General features: G+C 41.6%; 14 protein-coding genes and 1 tRNA gene. 7 read left to right on the top strand and 8 right to left on the bottom strand.

Features of this window, described 5'->3' with window-relative positions; all coding sequences use genetic code 11:
- Both Q7J63_RS09895 and Q7J63_RS09890 read left to right on the top strand, forming a co-directional pair.
- The gene (locus Q7J63_RS09895; RefSeq protein ID WP_304885794.1) at positions 1 to 1140 is read left to right on the top strand and encodes a lactonase family protein; all 1140 of its coding nucleotides are present in this window, start codon (positions 1 to 3) and stop codon (positions 1138 to 1140) included.
- Between the two features lie 182 nt (positions 1141 to 1322).
- Positions 1323 to 1514, top strand: coding sequence for a cold-shock protein (locus tag Q7J63_RS09890; protein WP_019598506.1), 192 nt, complete (start codon positions 1323 to 1325; stop codon positions 1512 to 1514).
- A 54-nt stretch (positions 1515 to 1568) separates the two neighbouring features.
- Here the strand turns inward: Q7J63_RS09890 and Q7J63_RS09885 are convergent, their stop codons facing one another.
- Complete coding sequence (locus tag Q7J63_RS09885; protein WP_304885791.1) at positions 1569 to 2663, bottom strand: o-succinylbenzoate synthase; 1095 nt, start codon at positions 2661 to 2663, stop codon at positions 1569 to 1571.
- Positions 2664 to 2782: 119 nt separating this feature from the next.
- Between Q7J63_RS09885 and Q7J63_RS09880 the strand changes: the two genes are divergently transcribed.
- Positions 2783 to 4012 carry an S-adenosylmethionine:tRNA ribosyltransferase-isomerase gene (locus tag Q7J63_RS09880; protein ID WP_304885789.1) on the top strand — a complete coding sequence of 410 codons (1230 nt, stop codon included), beginning with the start codon at positions 2783 to 2785 and terminating at the stop codon, positions 4010 to 4012.
- A 7-nt stretch (positions 4013 to 4019) separates the two neighbouring features.
- Here Q7J63_RS09880 and Q7J63_RS09875 read toward each other — a convergent pair whose 3' ends face one another.
- Positions 4020 to 4439 (bottom strand): LytTR family DNA-binding domain-containing protein, encoded by a 420-nt coding sequence (locus tag Q7J63_RS09875; protein WP_304885787.1) that lies wholly within the window; start codon positions 4437 to 4439, stop codon positions 4020 to 4022.
- 364 nt (positions 4440 to 4803) lie between these two features.
- The gene (locus tag Q7J63_RS09870) at positions 4804 to 5847 is read right to left on the bottom strand and encodes a hypothetical protein (protein WP_304885785.1); all 1044 of its coding nucleotides are present in this window, start codon (positions 5845 to 5847) and stop codon (positions 4804 to 4806) included.
- A gap of 771 nt (positions 5848 to 6618) precedes the next feature.
- On the opposite strand from Q7J63_RS09870, the gene Q7J63_RS09865 reads away from it, so the two are divergent.
- Positions 6619 to 8175: a hypothetical protein gene (locus tag Q7J63_RS09865; RefSeq protein WP_304885783.1), complete on the top strand. Its 1557-nt coding sequence runs from the start codon at positions 6619 to 6621 to the stop codon at positions 8173 to 8175.
- A 282-nt stretch (positions 8176 to 8457) separates the two neighbouring features.
- On the opposite strand, the gene Q7J63_RS09860 is transcribed toward Q7J63_RS09865, so the two are convergent.
- On the bottom strand, positions 8458 to 8736 hold the full coding sequence (locus Q7J63_RS09860) for a hypothetical protein (RefSeq protein WP_304885781.1): 279 nt from the start codon (positions 8734 to 8736) through the stop codon (positions 8458 to 8460).
- Positions 8737 to 9061: 325 nt separating this feature from the next.
- On the opposite strand from Q7J63_RS09860, the gene Q7J63_RS09855 reads away from it, so the two are divergent.
- From Q7J63_RS09855 to Q7J63_RS09845, 3 genes are all read left to right on the top strand, one after another.
- Entirely contained in the window at positions 9062 to 9247 is a 186-nt protein-coding gene (locus Q7J63_RS09855) for a hypothetical protein (protein WP_304885780.1), read from the top strand.
- Between the two features lie 266 nt (positions 9248 to 9513).
- Positions 9514 to 9605, top strand: a tRNA-Ser gene (locus tag Q7J63_RS09850).
- A 429-nt stretch (positions 9606 to 10034) separates the two neighbouring features.
- A complete protein-coding gene (locus tag Q7J63_RS09845) occupies positions 10035 to 10217 on the top strand; it encodes a hypothetical protein (protein WP_304885778.1) in 183 nt (60 codons plus the stop codon).
- Between the two features lie 55 nt (positions 10218 to 10272).
- Here Q7J63_RS09845 and Q7J63_RS09840 read toward each other — a convergent pair whose 3' ends face one another.
- From Q7J63_RS09840 to Q7J63_RS09825, 4 genes are read right to left on the bottom strand one after another with little or no spacing between them, the layout of a single operon-like run.
- Entirely contained in the window at positions 10273 to 11547 is a 1275-nt protein-coding gene (locus tag Q7J63_RS09840; RefSeq protein ID WP_304885777.1) for a glycoside hydrolase family 88 protein, read from the bottom strand.
- A 5-nt stretch (positions 11548 to 11552) separates the two neighbouring features.
- A complete protein-coding gene (locus Q7J63_RS09835) occupies positions 11553 to 13550 on the bottom strand; it encodes a hypothetical protein (RefSeq protein ID WP_304885775.1) in 1998 nt (665 codons plus the stop codon).
- Positions 13537 to 14592 carry a dihydrodipicolinate synthase family protein gene (locus tag Q7J63_RS09830; protein ID WP_304885773.1) on the bottom strand — a complete coding sequence of 352 codons (1056 nt, stop codon included), beginning with the start codon at positions 14590 to 14592 and terminating at the stop codon, positions 13537 to 13539. The genes Q7J63_RS09835 and Q7J63_RS09830 overlap by 14 nt, the downstream gene beginning before the upstream one ends.
- Entirely contained in the window at positions 14589 to 15605 is a 1017-nt protein-coding gene (locus Q7J63_RS09825; RefSeq protein ID WP_019598520.1) for an NAD(P)-dependent oxidoreductase, read from the bottom strand. Before Q7J63_RS09825 ends, Q7J63_RS09830 begins: the two co-directional genes overlap by 4 nt.
- Positions 15606 to 15614 lie beyond the last annotated feature (9 nt).

The following is a 15614-nucleotide window of genomic DNA, read 5'->3' as shown; positions in this document are numbered from 1 at the left end:
ATGAAAAAGCAAGGATTTTTTTTCTCACTTCTAGCCTCCATGTTGATGTTGTATGCTTGCGATGAATCTCCTTCCGAGGAAAAAGTGGATCCGGTTTTTTCATTTTTAGTTGGTACCTACACCGAATCTGGCTATCAAGGAATACAAATGCTTTCCTTTGATCCTCAAAAAATGGCTTTAACGAGCAAGATCATTGCGCCTACCCAGAACCCATCCTTCGTGATTGCCAACAAGGCACAAAACCTGGTCTTCAGCGTGGAGGAAACTGCTGGTGAAAATGGAGGAAAGGTGAAATCCTTCAAATTTGACAGGATGGAGGGAACGCTGGAATTGATCAGTGTATTGGATACTTTTGGTGACCATCCCTGCTACCTCAGTCTAGATCCTTCCGAAGGATTCCTTGTTGTTGGCAATTATTCCGGAGGAAACCTCAGCGTATACAAAGTCAATGAAGGTGAATTGGTTCATGTGCAGACAATCCAGCATGAGGGACAAAGCATCAATGCTTCGAGACAGGAAAAAGCCCATGTCCACAGTACTGTTTTTCATCCGGACGGGAAAAAACTACTGGTTGGCGATTTGGGCTCGGATAAAATCCATATCTATGATTTCCATCCCGATTATTCTGTTCCGCTTGTTCCATCCAATCCTGCATATATTGAAGTGACGCCGGGATCAGGGCCAAGACATCTTGTGATCCATCCAAAAGGCGATCAATTTTATCTTGTCCATGAGCTGTCCGCAGAACTTGGCGTTTACACGTATGCTGCGGGAAAAATAAGCCAAACACAAACCCTGCCACTCACCAACCCCAATTACAGTGGAGCAGTGGGTGCTGCAGAGGTACGTATTTCTGCAGATGGGAAATTTGTATATGCTTCCAACAGGGGCGATGCCAATGAAATCAGCGTGTTTGAGATTGGCAATGATAAGAAACTTAGTTTGGTTCAGCGGATCTCCTCAGGTGGTCAGATGCCCAGAAATTTCAACCTAAGTCCTGATGGGGAATTCTTATTGGTGGCCCATCAAGCCTCCAATGACATCGTGGTCTTCGAAAGAAACACCAAAACCGGAGAGTTGTCAAAAACAGATTTGCGGTTTTCCATACCCAAACCTGTTTACCTTTACGCTCTTCCTTGAGAAAACTATTCAATTAAAGATCAATGGTTTAGGTGGACGAAACACCAATTTTGAAATATAAAGCCTTTTTTTTGGACCTTGTGAAGAAAATAAATGGAAAATAATTGGGCTAAATGTTTGAATTCCAAAAACAATGGTTACCTTTGGCTTAATCAATACATTACAATTTATATTATAACATCATGAACACAGGAAAAGTAAAATTTTTTAATGAGTCCAAAGGATTTGGATTTATCGTAGACGACGAGTCTTCAAAAGAGTATTTTGTACACATCTCAGGATTGGTTGATGAAATCAGAGAAGACGATGATGTAACTTTCGACCTTAAAGAAGGAAGAAAAGGCCTTAACGCTGTAAATGTAAAGTTAGCTTAACACATACATTGACAACAATCTAAAAGCTCCCCTTATGAAAATAAGGGGAGCTTTTTATTGTGATATCCCCCAGCCCAAATTTTTATCGTACCGGATCTTGCCTTTCTCTATCACCAAAGGAGAATCAAAATTGTTTTCATAGAGTTGTCCAGTTCCCAGACCTTGGGGAAGTATGTTTTCAAAAGTTGAGGTGAGTTGCGCAATGGCATTCAAGCCAATATTGCTTTCAAGTGCCGAAGTCATCCACCAGCCAATTCCCAACTCATTTGCAAAATCAATCCATTCCCGCGTGGCTTGAATACCTCCTACCAGAGTTGGCTTTAGGACGATATAATGCGGCATGATGGATTCCAAAAGCCCTCTTCGCTCCGATTCCCCATAAACCCCTATCAATTCCTCATCCAAAGCTATCGCAAGTGGTGATACTTTGCATAATTCGGCCATTTGTCCCATTTGACCTTGCCGTATAGGTTGCTCAATGCTTTGCAAGTCAAATTTTGAAAGAATTTGGAGCTTGGCCAATGCCTGATCTGGAGAAAATGCGCCATTGGCATCCACCCGCAGGGTAATCTTATCCTTTGAAAATCTGGAGCGGATGTCATACAGCAGTTCGCATTCCTGCTCGAAATCAATCGCACCGATTTTGATTTTGATGCAATCGTAGCCTTCGTCTAACTTTTTCTCGATTTGGTCTTTCATGAATCCTTTATCCCCCATCCAGATCAAGCCATTGATGGGGATCGTTTTTCCAACTTTGAAAAAATCCGTATCAAAAATCTGTTGCTTGCCTCCATGGAATAAATCCAGTAAGGCAGTTTCGAAGGCAAATCTGATGCTTGGGAAATGTTCGGAGATATTGGTATTGATCCAATTTGAAAATCCAGCGGCATCCATCGGTATGTCTGCTCCTGAAAGGGATTTGCAAAAACCTGACATTTTCATACCGAAGTCTGGAATGTCGTCCAAACTCAAAAGTGGCAGAGGAGCCGCTTCACCGAAACCCACTGTACCAGTATTTGAAAAAACCGAAGCTTTCAAAATATAGGTGGTTTTTTGTTTCAAAACACCTCTGGAAGTACCTGCCTCGAATTTGAATTTCAAGAGGTGTGGGAAATAATCAAAGTTGACGTTTCGAAGTATTGAATTCATTGGGAATTGGTTTTTCAAGAATGAAACAGCTGAGATTGCATTGGGTTCAGCCAAACGGGAAATTTTATCTCTTATATTTGTGGCTGAATTTCAAATACTGAAGACAACAGCGATTTAATATGCGTACAAACCCCACTTGGGAAGATCTCAAATTATCGGATTACGAATATACCTTACCAGAGGATAGGATTGCAAAATTCCCGCTTGAAAAACGGGATGAGTCAAAACTCCTTCACTATAAAAATTCGAAAATCGAACATTTACATTTTTCGGAGCTTCCAAAATTGATTCCATCAGGCAGCTTGATGGTCTTCAACAATACCAAGGTTATCCCTGCGCGGTTGATTTTTCAACGACCTACAGGTGCCAAAATCGAGATTTTCCTACTTAAACCCGTTCTTCCCACCACGGTGATCAATGAAGTGATGCTAGAAACAGGGTCTGTGAGTTGGGAAACCATGATCGGGAACTTGAAAAAATGGAAAGAAGGGGAGGTTTTGGAAGGGGTGATTACGATCAAAGAGGAGAAATTGGTTTTGTCGGCAGAATTGGTGGACCGGGAAAACCGAATGGTCAGGTTGTCTTGGACTGACTCGGATATCCCATTTGTGTCGATCGTGGAAGCAGCCGGGGAAGTTCCTCTCCCACCCTACCTCAACAGAAAAGCAACAGAGGAGGACAAACCAAGGTACCAGACCATTTATTCCAAAAAAGAAGGTGCCGTCGCAGCACCAACAGCCGGTTTGCATTTCACAGAGAAAATCCTTAACCAGATTGAGGAGAGGAATATTGGCATTGACTATTTGACTCTTCATGTAGGTGCCGGGACGTTTCAGCCGATCAAGGAAGAAGAAGTCAGCAAACACGGCATGCACAGCGAGCAGATCGTGGTTGACATTTCTACGGTCACCCGTCTTTCCGAACATGAGCATGCATTGATTGCGGTGGGGACTACCTCCATGAGATCTTTGGAAAGCCTGTATTGGTTTGGCGTAAAACTGCAACAAAATGCCGGTGAAGAATTTTTGATCCCGAAACTTTATCCCTATCAGCCCTTCACAAGCTTACCCAGCAGGAAGGAGAGTTTTGAGACTATTTTGAAGTGGATGGAAGCGAAAGGAATTGGCGAGATTACAGGAAGTACCGAGATTTTAATCATGCCCGGTTACAATTTCCGTGTTTGCCAGGGATTGGTTACCAATTTCCACCAGCCCTCGTCGACACTGATTCTACTGGTTGCTGCCTTTACGGGAGGGAACTGGAGGAAGATTTATGATTCGGCACTAAAAAATGAGTATCGATTTTTAAGTTTTGGAGACAGTAGTCTTTTATGGCATGAAGAATTTTAGGGACAATCTAATCCAAATTTCCAGACCCCAATTTATTGATGCCATTGATCAAGTTTTGATAATAGGTCCTTCCCACAGGTACAAGATCGTTGCAGACTTTCAACTCCCTTGGATTGATGGTATTGATTTCATCGATTCTAACCAGATAGCTCTTATGGATTCTGATAAAATCCTGATCCGGAAGTACAGCTTCAAACTCTTTTAAGATGTTTCTCAGGGAAAAAACGTTTGTTCTGGTCACCAAAGTGGTATAATTCCCATCACCCTTCATCCAAAGAATATCCTCAAATTTCACCTTCACCAGATTTCCTTTGTTTCTGATAAACAGCGCATTTTTGATGAGAATGTTGGATTGAGTTTCGATTGTATCCAAATTTTCAGTACCGCCATTTGACTTCGTTTCAAAATCTTTCAATACCTCTTTCATAATTTTAAGAATTTGATGTCCCTAAATCAGAAACCCCTAACGGCAATGATTGTTTTTTGTGGGACTAAAAAATCTTTATCTCTAAGGAATTTCAAAGGGGTATTTTTTGATCAAATATTTAATATCACTTAGCTAGTTTCAATCCCTCTGCGATAATTTTTTTCCGATTTTTAAATAGATTTCGTTTTCTAACTTTTAACTAACCCTCCTGGATTCTGTGTGTTAAATCTTGTCAGGTAAGTCTTTGGAATCCTTCGCCTGTTCTGTGTCTAGGTATATGCCCATACCCAATATTCTTTCCAAGATGGAAGTTATTGAAATCTCCAAAAGCGTTTATCCCAAAGACTGTTAATTTTATGCAGGGCTAATTTTTTTTCGGGTAAAGTTTTTCGAAGACGTAGGTAAATTCACTTTCACCCTCTTTTTGGATAATTCTCCCTAGATAATCATTCCCCGAAGCATACAACCTACAAGATTGCGCTGGATCAAAATCTTCGAAAGATAACCCCTCTGCACTTAGTTCCGAATCCAAAAGCATCAAAAAACGCTTTCTTTCGTTTGTTTCCAATCCAGCTCCCGTCAACTTGATTTCTCCAACTTCTCCAGTAATCAAAAATTTGTCCTCTATGCTGAAAATGCCGGTAACCAAACCATTCTCCATCCCATATCCAAAGGCTTTCATTTGATCAGAATTGATCAACTCAACGGGATCAGCATCAAATTCGATTTTTTTAAAAGCAGGGTGCTCTAAAAAGGTGACTTTTACCTCTTCGATTCGATTGATATTTGCTTGGTAAAGTTCCAAAGCATGGGAAGGAACAAAAATCAATGAGGACCCCGAACTTGCCATACCCCCTGCGCAAGCATTGAGATTGGTCAAAATCTGGCCCTTTTCCGCATTGCCTAAGGATTGTGCTATTTTTTGGGATATTTTATCATAGACCTGAACAAATGGTTTTCCTGGCAAAGAACTGATATAGGTGTAGATCGCATTCTTTTCTACTTCAAAGTCTTTTATAGCATGATCAAATCCAAAATAGGCTTTTATTGGTTGACCATTGGAATTGTATTCCACCATTTTCAAAAGGTCTTGACACCAAATCAAAAAGCCATCGTCATAGGCACGCACGAGACTTGGGGTATAAACTTCCAACTCCCCTTGACCAATATTATCAATAACCTGTACCTGATAGCCATCGGGTGAAAAGCGGATAATCTGTTGACTTTCCGTAATTACCAAGATGGATTGGTCCGATAAAACTGCAAAAGAAACCGGAGGTGAAATCAAAATGAGATTTTCTTTCAATACCACTTCCTCTGCGTTAAAGGATAAATTGCTTTCATATAAAGGACCTGAAAAACAGCCAGATAAAATGAAAAACAATGAAATAATTGTTAGTTTTTGCATAAAAAAACGAAGTACGGCTTTATTAAGCCATACTAGTTGAAATTTAGTTTTTCTTTTGACAGACAAATTCTCCAAAAGTTTTACAGGTGATTTTAATTTCTCTAGAAGACCAGATCCAAAATCCGCTTAAAACTTCATGTTCCACATCCCAATATCCACAATTGACATTTGCCAATCCTCTTGGTTCACAAGAATTAGAAGGTTCCAACGAGGCATCTTGGCTTCTTCCATATACCAAAGGTCAAAAGACCTAATACGATAATTTTTTTTTCATTTTTCTAAATCAAAAGGTTGAAACAAAACCTATGAATTTCGTAGGCCATAATTAAAAGTCTACCGGTAAAACTAATAATGACCTAAAGAAAAAAAAAATTAATTATAAATTGTAATGTTTTGATTACCAATAAAATATTTTTTTTCTGAACTTTAAGTATAAATATCTATCTGAATGTCAGTTTTTTAATATTTTTATTTAAACAACATTTATCTGTCAATAAACTTGAGTTAAAAAGAAATGATGGGCATAATGCATCAAACAAATCCACTCATCTTGGAGGAAACAAAAACCAAGAACCAAACTCATAAACAGAAAGCCAAGATTTAAATCAAATTAACACAAATTGATTAATTCATTGGGACGCTTAAGCTACTTGCATTTATTCCAAAATCCATTCTTCAATACCAAAGCTCAGGGAATTGAATCGTGAGGATTTGTCAGGACCAAATTTTGAACTTAGATTTGATAGAAAAAAAGCTTAATCCCTCAATTCTATGCGGCAGTTTTACTCAAGTATTGTTCTTTTAATCCTCCTGGTCCTCTCCGGTTGTTTTACCAAAGAGGAAAAACCATCGGAAAACGGCATTCTGAAATTGGAAAGCTTGGAATTATTGAAGTATGATTCCGGGAATCCAAACAACGGACGGACCCAGGAATCCTCCCCTTGGAACCATGTTTTCAAATCCGATGCGGTTCTGAAAATCAAAAATACAGCTACAGGTGCGGAATATTCCCTGAATTACGATGCAAACGCATTTTCGGGCTCAGAACAAGTCACCATCCCTTATGGTGATTATACCTATACAACGGAAGTGACCGGTAGTGCATATGAAAACTACCTGCCCTACAAGGCCTCTGGTAATTTTCGCATGAATGTGCCTGTTTTGCTGATCAAACTCGATGCGGAAACCGAATATGGCTTGGTCACTGTAGAAAACACCAATGTCAAACCCAGTCCAATCTTAATCGATGGACAACAGATTTCAATGAATTTGGTGGGCAATTATTATTACAAATATGTTCTTAAAGACAAGGCCCCTGTTTTGGAAATCATTGAAAACGTCTTTGGAAACACCATTAGGAGATCACTCTCCATTGCGGCGTACAAACACTATAATTATGTCGTTCGGATATCCGACGGCAGCGGCAAGGTCATAGAGCTCGTTCTAAAAGACTTTGAACTGATCGAGGAAGAAATACTGGTCAATGTTGGTACAGTCCCCACAAGCTATGCCCCTACCCTTGTTTCAGCGCTGAATGTGGAATTGAGCGAGAGTTCCGGACTGGCCCTCTTTGCCGGGAAACTCTGGACCATCAATGACAGTGGCAATGAAAACATCATTTATGAAATGGATCCTGTCAATGGAAATATGGGCAGGAAAGTCAGGGTGACCAATGCGGTCAACGTGGATTGGGAAAGTATGGCGCAAAGCGAAACGCATCTATTTGTAGGTGATTTCGGGAATAATTCAGGCAACAGAAAGGATCTCACCATCCTAAAAATCGAAAAAAGCAGTCTATTGGCAAGTGATGCCGTAACTGCGGAAAAAATCAATTTCAGCTATCCCGATCAAACGAGTTTTGTCAGCGCTTTGAACAGCAACAACTTTGATTGCGAGGCCTTCTATTTTCAAAATGATTCTCTTCATCTTTTTACCAAAAACTGGGTAGACAACAAAACGAAATATTATACTTTGAGCAGTCAGCCAGGAGAGAGGGTTGCCAAATATAAAATGGATTTTGATACCCAAGGTTTGGTGACCGCTGCAGATATCAATCAAAATACGGGAGAGATTGTATTGCTGGGTTACCAAAACCTCGGCTTAAGCTCCCAAAGTTTTGTTTGGCTTCTCTCAGGTTATGCGGGGTCACAAATATTTTCGGGCAAAAAGTCGAAAATCAATCTCGGGAGTCCGGCTGTGTTGGGACAAACCGAGGGGATCTTTTTAAACAATGACAATACAGGCTATATTTCTTCCGAAAGGATACAACTTGGAGGCTTTACAGTCCCCGCAAAATTGCTTGCTTTTGATTTCAAGGCATTTTTTTAAACCAAAAATCAAAATTGATTGAACCCGGAAATGCATCAACAATTTTATAACAGCCTGAAATCAAGAAACTCATAAGTGAGTTTCGCGAAATTTTTGACTTCACCCTATCGGCAAAGGCGTTATTTTCCAAAAAGTCAGATTTTCTTGCAATTTCAAGCCCATTGGGAATCCTAATGGGTATTTTGGATTTAAAAAACTATCCCAATATTTCAGCTTTCAAGAAATGGACCGGTCTTTTCTTTATTTCATACCAACCATAATTCACAAAGAAATAGACACTACTCAGGCGTAGATGTTTTCCGAGGAAGATTTTATTTCTTGCAATTCCTTAGCCAAATCTGAATAATTGACCTCTTTGACCATCATGATCAGCGTATTGGCAAATTCTTGTTTACAAATGGGGACAAAAAAGTCAAAACTTTCCCCTTCATAATCCAAAACTCTTTTCTCGCCAAAGACATTGGAGAGTTCCTTTTTTTCATTGGACCTTACAAAAAGCTGATCTTGGTCTTTTTCGCTGGCAATAATGGAAAATGTTCCATGAAGTGATGTTATTACCATAATTTTTTTATTTTTTAAAATTCAAAATCTTTATTACCAAATCGATTCAACTGAACAAAATAAATCCAGAAAACTTTATTTAGACTTGGCTTCAAACAAACTCAAAGAAAATCTCTTTCAGATAAATTTACTGAATTCAAATTTATTGAATTTTTTTCATGAAAAAAATACCATGAAGAGGGTATTTTTTTCCTTCATAAATTATGTTTTTTATTCATAATGTACATTTTATTCTACATTCTGACAAAATCTTTGGTAAATAATTAAAGGAGCCAAGTGAAAACTCCTTGAGGAAAAATTTACATTCAGCCAAACTTGATAATTCATGCTCGTGATCTTCAGAATCCCAATCAACGGGAAAAACCATTGGGCCTATAAAACATATCTGAATGAAAAGCATCAAAATATTATTTGTTCCGAGATCATTCAAAAAGTGTTGATTGAAAAAAAGCCAAACTATTTAAAAGGCCATTTTGATGAATTGTATGCGGCAAAAATGATTTTCCGGTAAAATTCCAGTTCAATTTTTAATCTGGCCCTCTAAATCAAGCAAAATTTATGGATCCAATTATTTAATTCCTGAGAAAGTGAAGGTTTCAAAAAGAATTTCGTACTGATAAACAGCCGATTACTTTCCCTTGCTGTTTCTTCTTCGTCTAAAGACCATTTTAGGGGTTTGGATGTTTGTGAATATGGACAATAATCAATTATATTTGCATCGAACAAGGCATTAACAAACTCGTTTATAGAAACAAATCAAGGTTTGTTTCCGACAATAGAGGGTTGGGTGAGTGGCTTAAACCAGCAGTTTGCTAAACTGTCGTACGTCTTAAAGCGTACCGGGGGTTCGAATCCCCCATCCTCTGCCAGTTCAAACCCTAACCCGATGTTTTACAGAGAGTTAGGGTTTTTTATTTTTATTCAGGGGCGATTTTTCGAAGTTTTTTTTTCAAAAATATCGAGTCTTTTGATTTACTCCTCATTCAGGATTGCTTGGGATTGCAGTAAACGAAATTCACCCTATATATTCGAAATCGTTACCGCATTAAAAGGACCGGATTTGGAAACATAGTTAGAAATCATTTTGAAAATGGAGGACCTGTTGAATTTTATTCCACTTTGGCTGATCTCCGAACCTCACCCCAATTCCTAGATCAAACTGTTATCATGACTTTGCAAGGCGAATTTCCAATAGAATAATTGTAAACAAAGACTGATTGTCTAGCAATTTTAGGCTGGGATGAAATTGGGAATGCTTAAAACAGGCTAGGTTCAAAAAAAAAATTGGATGTAACATTATGAGAAAGCGGGCAAGCAGGGCGTTTAGCACTGACTTTGGTGTCATGGCAGCCCTTGAAGGAATCATAAATAATTTTATATTGAGGGAATTGTCCAAGAAATTAGACCTGAGCGCTGTTGGACAATGCCGGGCACACCAAAAAAAGGAATACCAAAAATTGGTATCCCTTTCCCATTTTTAACCCAATCAATCTAATCGTTAATGAATGCCTGTGGCAATATCCAAGGATCCAGCGACTACTTACTTTGTATCTCCTTCAATCGCAGGAGGGCTTCCAAAAAATAATAATCTGCATAGATCAAGGGAACATCAACCTCATTTTTGCTGGGTAGATTTCCTGTACTGTGCTTCAACAAGAAATAGGGGTTTTCTTGATCGGTGTTCAGGTATTGATCTGAACTCAGCGACAGCAGCATTTCCTTTGCCGCCTGATCGTACTTTTTTTGTTTCTCTTCCCCAACAAACCCAGACAATTCCAACAAAGCCGATGCAGCAATGGCAGCGGCGGATGCATCCCGAGGTTGCTTTGGGTAAACCTTGGCATCATATTCCCAATCCGGGAAATAGCCTGGCTCACCTGCATTGAAATCCCAGTAGGGAATATAGTCATCCGGTAGATTGGGATGGTCTAAAAAGTAATCCGCTAAACCCATGGCCGCTTCCAGAAACCTTGGGTCTTTGGTCTCCCTAAAGGTGGTGGTAAAGCCATAAATCCCCCAGGCTTGTCCCCTAGCCCAAGTTGAGGCGTCAGAAAATCCCTGAAGCGTTTGACGGTGCAAAACTTTACCGGATTCAGGATCATAATTCACCACATGAAAAGTACTGTAATCTTCCCGGATATGGTTTTTCATGGTTTGTTCGGCATGCTGAATGGCCACATGCCTGTAAATGGAATCTCCTGTCACAGAACTTGCATAGAAAAGCAATTCCAGGTTCATCATATTGTCCATGATCACGGGAAATGCCCAAGTATTGAAATCCCCTTTTGACTTGCGCTGGTTCCAGGACTGGATGCTTCCCACCTTGGGAGAATACCGCTTGACCAAGGATTGGGCGGAGGTGACCAAAATCTGCTGATAACCGGGATTGTCTTCAAACTGCTTTGCTTTGCCATAGCTGCAGTACATCATAAAACCAATGTCATGGTGACTGGTATTGAACTGGTTGGATTCCAAGGAATGGGTCCATTCCAATGCCGCTTTTTTCCAAGATTCATCCTGGGTATAGGCATACATGTTCCAAAGAATTCCAGGCCAGAATCCTCCTGTCCATTCATCAATCTGAAGATACTTCAAGCTTCCATCGGCCTGAAGGGAATGTGGGTAATTCTCAAAATCATCTCCCGTCTCTGACAGCAGGTTTTGATAAAGCGGAACAGCCGTTTGAAAACTGTGGGCAACAATATCCTTGACCGGTTTTTCTGTTTTTTCTTCATTTGCTTTTGGCTGGCAGGCAAATGATGCGATCAAACAAAAAACCATACAGAGGACAGGCGATAAAGACTTCAACATGTTAATCATTGGTTTAAGTTGGAATTGGTGGATTGGGGAAAGAAAGACCAAAGCTCAGTTCCCCTTTTGAAATACAATCGACCCATTGGGTCCATCACTAAAAGCGATGCATCCTCGGCGATTTCATCAACCTGCATACTTCTCGGATCCAATCGGAACAACTTCTTGTTATCGGTTCCATAGACATAGCCATTGGGATGCAGTACCAAGAATGCGCTCCGCCAGAGGTGGCTTTTGAAAGCTGGGAAATCATAGAGCTTTTGGACGCGCTGCGTCACTTTATTTTTTGGATCAAAAACGAAAAGAGAGCCATCCGCCATCCCCCAGATATTGTCATCCGGGCCAACCATTAACCCTGTAATGGCAGATGCTCCGGGTACGGGAACAGTTTCATACACGACTTTCTTTTCCAAGACATCCCAAATAAAAATTTTGGCTTCCTTGGTTGTGGGTGCAATTCCCAGACCTCCTGAAATGGTTGTTCCGACCAGCAGTACATCCCGATGATAGATCAAACTTGAAATCCCCTGGTCGGGTATTGGTTGCTCAAAGGTGTTCAAATCTTTGGTTTGCTTGTCATACACGACCAAGGCACCTCCAAGTTGACCATACTCAGGGATCATCCCAAAGGCCAGTTTTTGCGTATTGCCCAAGGCTCCAAGGGCAAACCCTCTGCTTTGACCTGGGATTTGGCCCAGAAATCGGGGATTATCTTCCTTTGACACCCATGGTTGTTGGGGATCAAAGACATAGAATTTACCTTTGGGATAAATCCCCATATAGATTTCGTTTCCAGACCGAACCATTCCCTCGGTTTGATCCAAGCCTTTAAACTCTTCTACAGCGTTGGTTTGGGGATCAAAACTTGCATGGCCACCGGCCAAATATCCTCCCGTCCAAATCTTCCCGTCTGCAGCCGCAACAATGGCATTGATCGGAATTGGTTGGCCCGGAATATCCAGTTGGGCACTACTTTCCTTCTGACTTACCGGATCAACGATCATTAAATTCCCTCCGGCAGTCAACACCTTCAAATGTCCGGCTTTTGACCAATGCAAGGCATTGGCTGTCCCGGCTTTTGCGAGGATTGTTTTTGCCTCTTGAAAGGGTTTTTTGGGATCGAATGCCAGAATCCTAGCTTTTGAACTTACATAAACCTGGTCTCCTGAGGGACTGGAAGCCAAAGCTTTGAGGTCCATCCCCTCAATTTCCTGCTCAACCAATTTGGTTTTGAGATTGATCACCAAAGTTTGATTTCCACTAGTCAGCAAAGCAAATAACCGATCTTCTCCCGAAGCGCTGGGAACGATCTCCAAACCGTAGACAAACTCTTTTTCCCGGTAGGCCTCCGGTAGAATATCTGTTTTCGCCCCTGTTTTTGGATTGAGTTCGATCAGATGAGCATGAGAGCCAATTCCAGCATAGAGCAAACCTGTCCTTTTGTGGAAAGCAAGGCTCCTGACATAATTTTCACCCTTTACCAATGGCCCTTTGCCCACGTCCGAAAATCCTTCATCGGGATGGTACCGGAACACCCTACATCCGGGGTAGGTAGCGCCAAAGATCTCACCTTCATTTCCTGCCGTTAGATTCCACAGGTAAGTTTCCTCCGGCAAGGCAATTCCCAAATCCTTGATCTGATCACTGCCAATTTGGTGTTGGAAAAGGGAGCCGTTTGCGCCGGGAATATAAAGATAGCCATCACTGGATTCGGCCAAATCCCATGCTCCATCCGCTTTGGGCAGGGGAACATCAAAGACCAAGGCTTGCGTTTTGACTTCATAAGCCAGTAAATGCGCTGGTTCTCCCCTCACCACCGTATACACCAACTCCCTGCCGCTAGCGTCTTCCACAAATAAACTTCCCTGGATCATGCTGGCTGTCAACTGAGGGCCATGGTTCACCAGCGTTTCTTGAATTTTCTGGGCATGTGATTGGTGGCACATGGCGAAAAACAAAAAACCAAATAATAAAACGTTTAAAGATTTTTTACCTTTTTTCATCACTCAAGAATTCACTTACAAAATCATCATCGTTTAATTCGGGATAGGCGGCGTACACCCTGTCCAATTCTTCTGCTTGTCCGTCTGAAAGCACCTCTTTGGGATTGAGACACCATATCCCTTCCAATAAACCTTGCCTTCTCAAAACTTCGTGGATCCCGGGAATGCAACCATGAAAATGATGCGCCGGATCAAAAATTGCCGCGTTCACATCGGTGATTGAAACGCCTTTGGCCAGAAGTGCCTGCACATTTCCCCCAGCCTTCAAAGTCTTGATTTCTTCCAACAATGCAACTGCCTTATGGGTCCAAACCGCCCAATGCCCCAAAAGGCCACCTACAAACTCTTTTTGATACGTTTCCCCATTGATGGTGAAGACATAAGGGGTCAATAGATCTGCTACAATATTGTCATCATTGCCCGTATACATGGCTATTTGATCCCTGCGGCTGCTGTTCGCTACCGCCCGCATGACATCAAGGGTTTGGTACCGGTTGAATGAGGCGCATTTTATGGCTTTGACCCCTTGGATTTCTGCAAACCTGCACCAAAAATCATAGCTGAAGATCCTTCCCCCTACGGAAGGTTGCAGATAAAACCCAAATACAGGGATCACCTCCGCGACTTTTTGTACCCGAACAATGATTTGGTCTTCCGTCCATTCTCTCAATCCCCCCATGCTCAGCAAGCCCATGTCATAGCCGTATTTCACGGCCAATTCTGCCTCCTGAACTGCTTGGGCAGTGGGGCCGCAAATCCCAGCAATCTTTATAAATGGGCGATTGATTTTCTCTTCCGCACAAACCTCCGATGCCATCCGCAAGACAGTTTCGAACAGATCAATTTCTGGATCCCTGATTTCAAATTGCGTGGAATGTACTCCAACCGCTATACCTCCCGCACCACTGCGGATATAATATCTGGTCAACAGTCTTTGCCTGGATTCATCCAAATTCCTGTGTTGATCCAAGGCCAAAGGATGTGCGGGTATCACCGTACCTGCCATCAAATGATTTTCCAATGCGATGTCCAATGCTTTCAAAACTTACCTCCTCTTTCTTGAAAATGCGTTGCTTTCCCGAAGGATTCCCCACCTTGGGTAATCCAGTCAGCTGTCGCCGTGATGATTTCACGGATCCCTACCCTCGGATAGCCAAACAACCGGTGACAGGCGGAAGCATTGTTCAACAAGGCTGTGCCTGAGGATTGATTGGTGAAAACAGGGGTTTTCTGAAACAGCATCCCAAACTGCTCGGCTATCCAGCGAACGGACAAAATCTCGGGACCTGTAACATTCAGGATTTTTGCCGGATGCTGACAATACAACAGCGATCTGATGGCGATTTCATTCGCATCTCCCTGCCAGATCACGTTCACATTTTCAGTACTCAGATCAATCGTTCTGCCTTCCAAGACCGACTTGGCGATTTCATGAACCACCCCATACCTGAAATCCACAGCATAATTCAATCTGTAGATCAGCATCGGTGTTTGGTTCTTTTTCGAGAAGTATTCAAAAACCCTTTCTCTACCCAAGCAGGATTGTGCATATTCGCCAACAGGCTCAGGAGCGGTTTCTTCACAGGCTCCACCTGAATTCACCCCAACGAAAGGCAAAACGTTTCCGGAAGAGAAAGCAACAATATTGGAAGCCGAAAAATGAGCAGCAACCCTTCCCGGCAGGTAAGTATTCATTGCCCATGTGAACCCTTCGTTTCCTGTGGTTCCAAACTTATTGCCCGCCAAATAAATTATATTTTTTACAAGGGGTAGTTTTGACAATTGTGCTTCATCCAGCAAATCACAGGCAATGGTCTCGACTCCATTTTCCTGAAGCATTTTTTCAGCTGTTTTGTCCGAAAACCTGGACACTCCGATAATCCGTTTTTGGACACCGGCAAGCTTACAGGCTTGAACCGCCAGCTTCCCCATACTTGGACCCATTTTTCCGCCGATACCCAGCAACATGATATCCCCTTTTATGCGGGAAATATCCTGTATCAAAGCCTGCGAAGGGGCCAGCATTCGTGCTTCCAATTCTTTTAAATCTGTCATAACACTTTA

The organism is Rhodonellum sp. (genome assembly GCF_030656585.1).
GTDB classification, from domain to species: domain Bacteria; phylum Bacteroidota; class Bacteroidia; order Cytophagales; family Cyclobacteriaceae; genus Rhodonellum; species Rhodonellum psychrophilum.
This window is presented reverse-complemented; position numbering and strand designations above follow the sequence as displayed.

What these genes read in the sequence shown, in the direction of transcription:
- Q7J63_RS09845 (WP_304885778.1), top strand. Translation starts at nt 10,035, where the DNA reads ATGAGAAAGCGGGCAAGCAGGGCGTTTAGCACTGACTTTGGTGTCATG.
- Q7J63_RS09880 (WP_304885789.1), top strand. Translation starts at nt 2,783, where the DNA reads ATGCGTACAAACCCCACTTGGGAAGATCTCAAATTATCGGATTACGAA.
- Q7J63_RS09855 (WP_304885780.1), top strand. Translation starts at nt 9,062, where the DNA reads ATGCTCGTGATCTTCAGAATCCCAATCAACGGGAAAAACCATTGGGCC.
- Q7J63_RS09860 (WP_304885781.1), bottom strand. Translation starts at nt 8,736, where the DNA reads ATGGTAATAACATCACTTCATGGAACATTTTCCATTATTGCCAGCGAA.
- Q7J63_RS09870 (WP_304885785.1), bottom strand. Translation starts at nt 5,847, where the DNA reads ATGCAAAAACTAACAATTATTTCATTGTTTTTCATTTTATCTGGCTGT.
- Q7J63_RS09825 (WP_019598520.1), bottom strand. Translation starts at nt 15,605, where the DNA reads ATGACAGATTTAAAAGAATTGGAAGCACGAATGCTGGCCCCTTCGCAG.
- Q7J63_RS09875 (WP_304885787.1), bottom strand. Translation starts at nt 4,439, where the DNA reads ATGAAAGAGGTATTGAAAGATTTTGAAACGAAGTCAAATGGCGGTACT.
- Q7J63_RS09890 (WP_019598506.1), top strand. Translation starts at nt 1,323, where the DNA reads ATGAACACAGGAAAAGTAAAATTTTTTAATGAGTCCAAAGGATTTGGA.
- Q7J63_RS09865 (WP_304885783.1), top strand. Translation starts at nt 6,619, where the DNA reads ATGCGGCAGTTTTACTCAAGTATTGTTCTTTTAATCCTCCTGGTCCTC.
- Q7J63_RS09840 (WP_304885777.1), bottom strand. Translation starts at nt 11,547, where the DNA reads ATGTTGAAGTCTTTATCGCCTGTCCTCTGTATGGTTTTTTGTTTGATC.
- Q7J63_RS09885 (WP_304885791.1), bottom strand. Translation starts at nt 2,663, where the DNA reads ATGAATTCAATACTTCGAAACGTCAACTTTGATTATTTCCCACACCTC.
- Q7J63_RS09895 (WP_304885794.1), top strand. Translation starts at nt 1, where the DNA reads ATGAAAAAGCAAGGATTTTTTTTCTCACTTCTAGCCTCCATGTTGATG.
- Q7J63_RS09835 (WP_304885775.1), bottom strand. Translation starts at nt 13,550, where the DNA reads ATGAAAAAAGGTAAAAAATCTTTAAACGTTTTATTATTTGGTTTTTTG.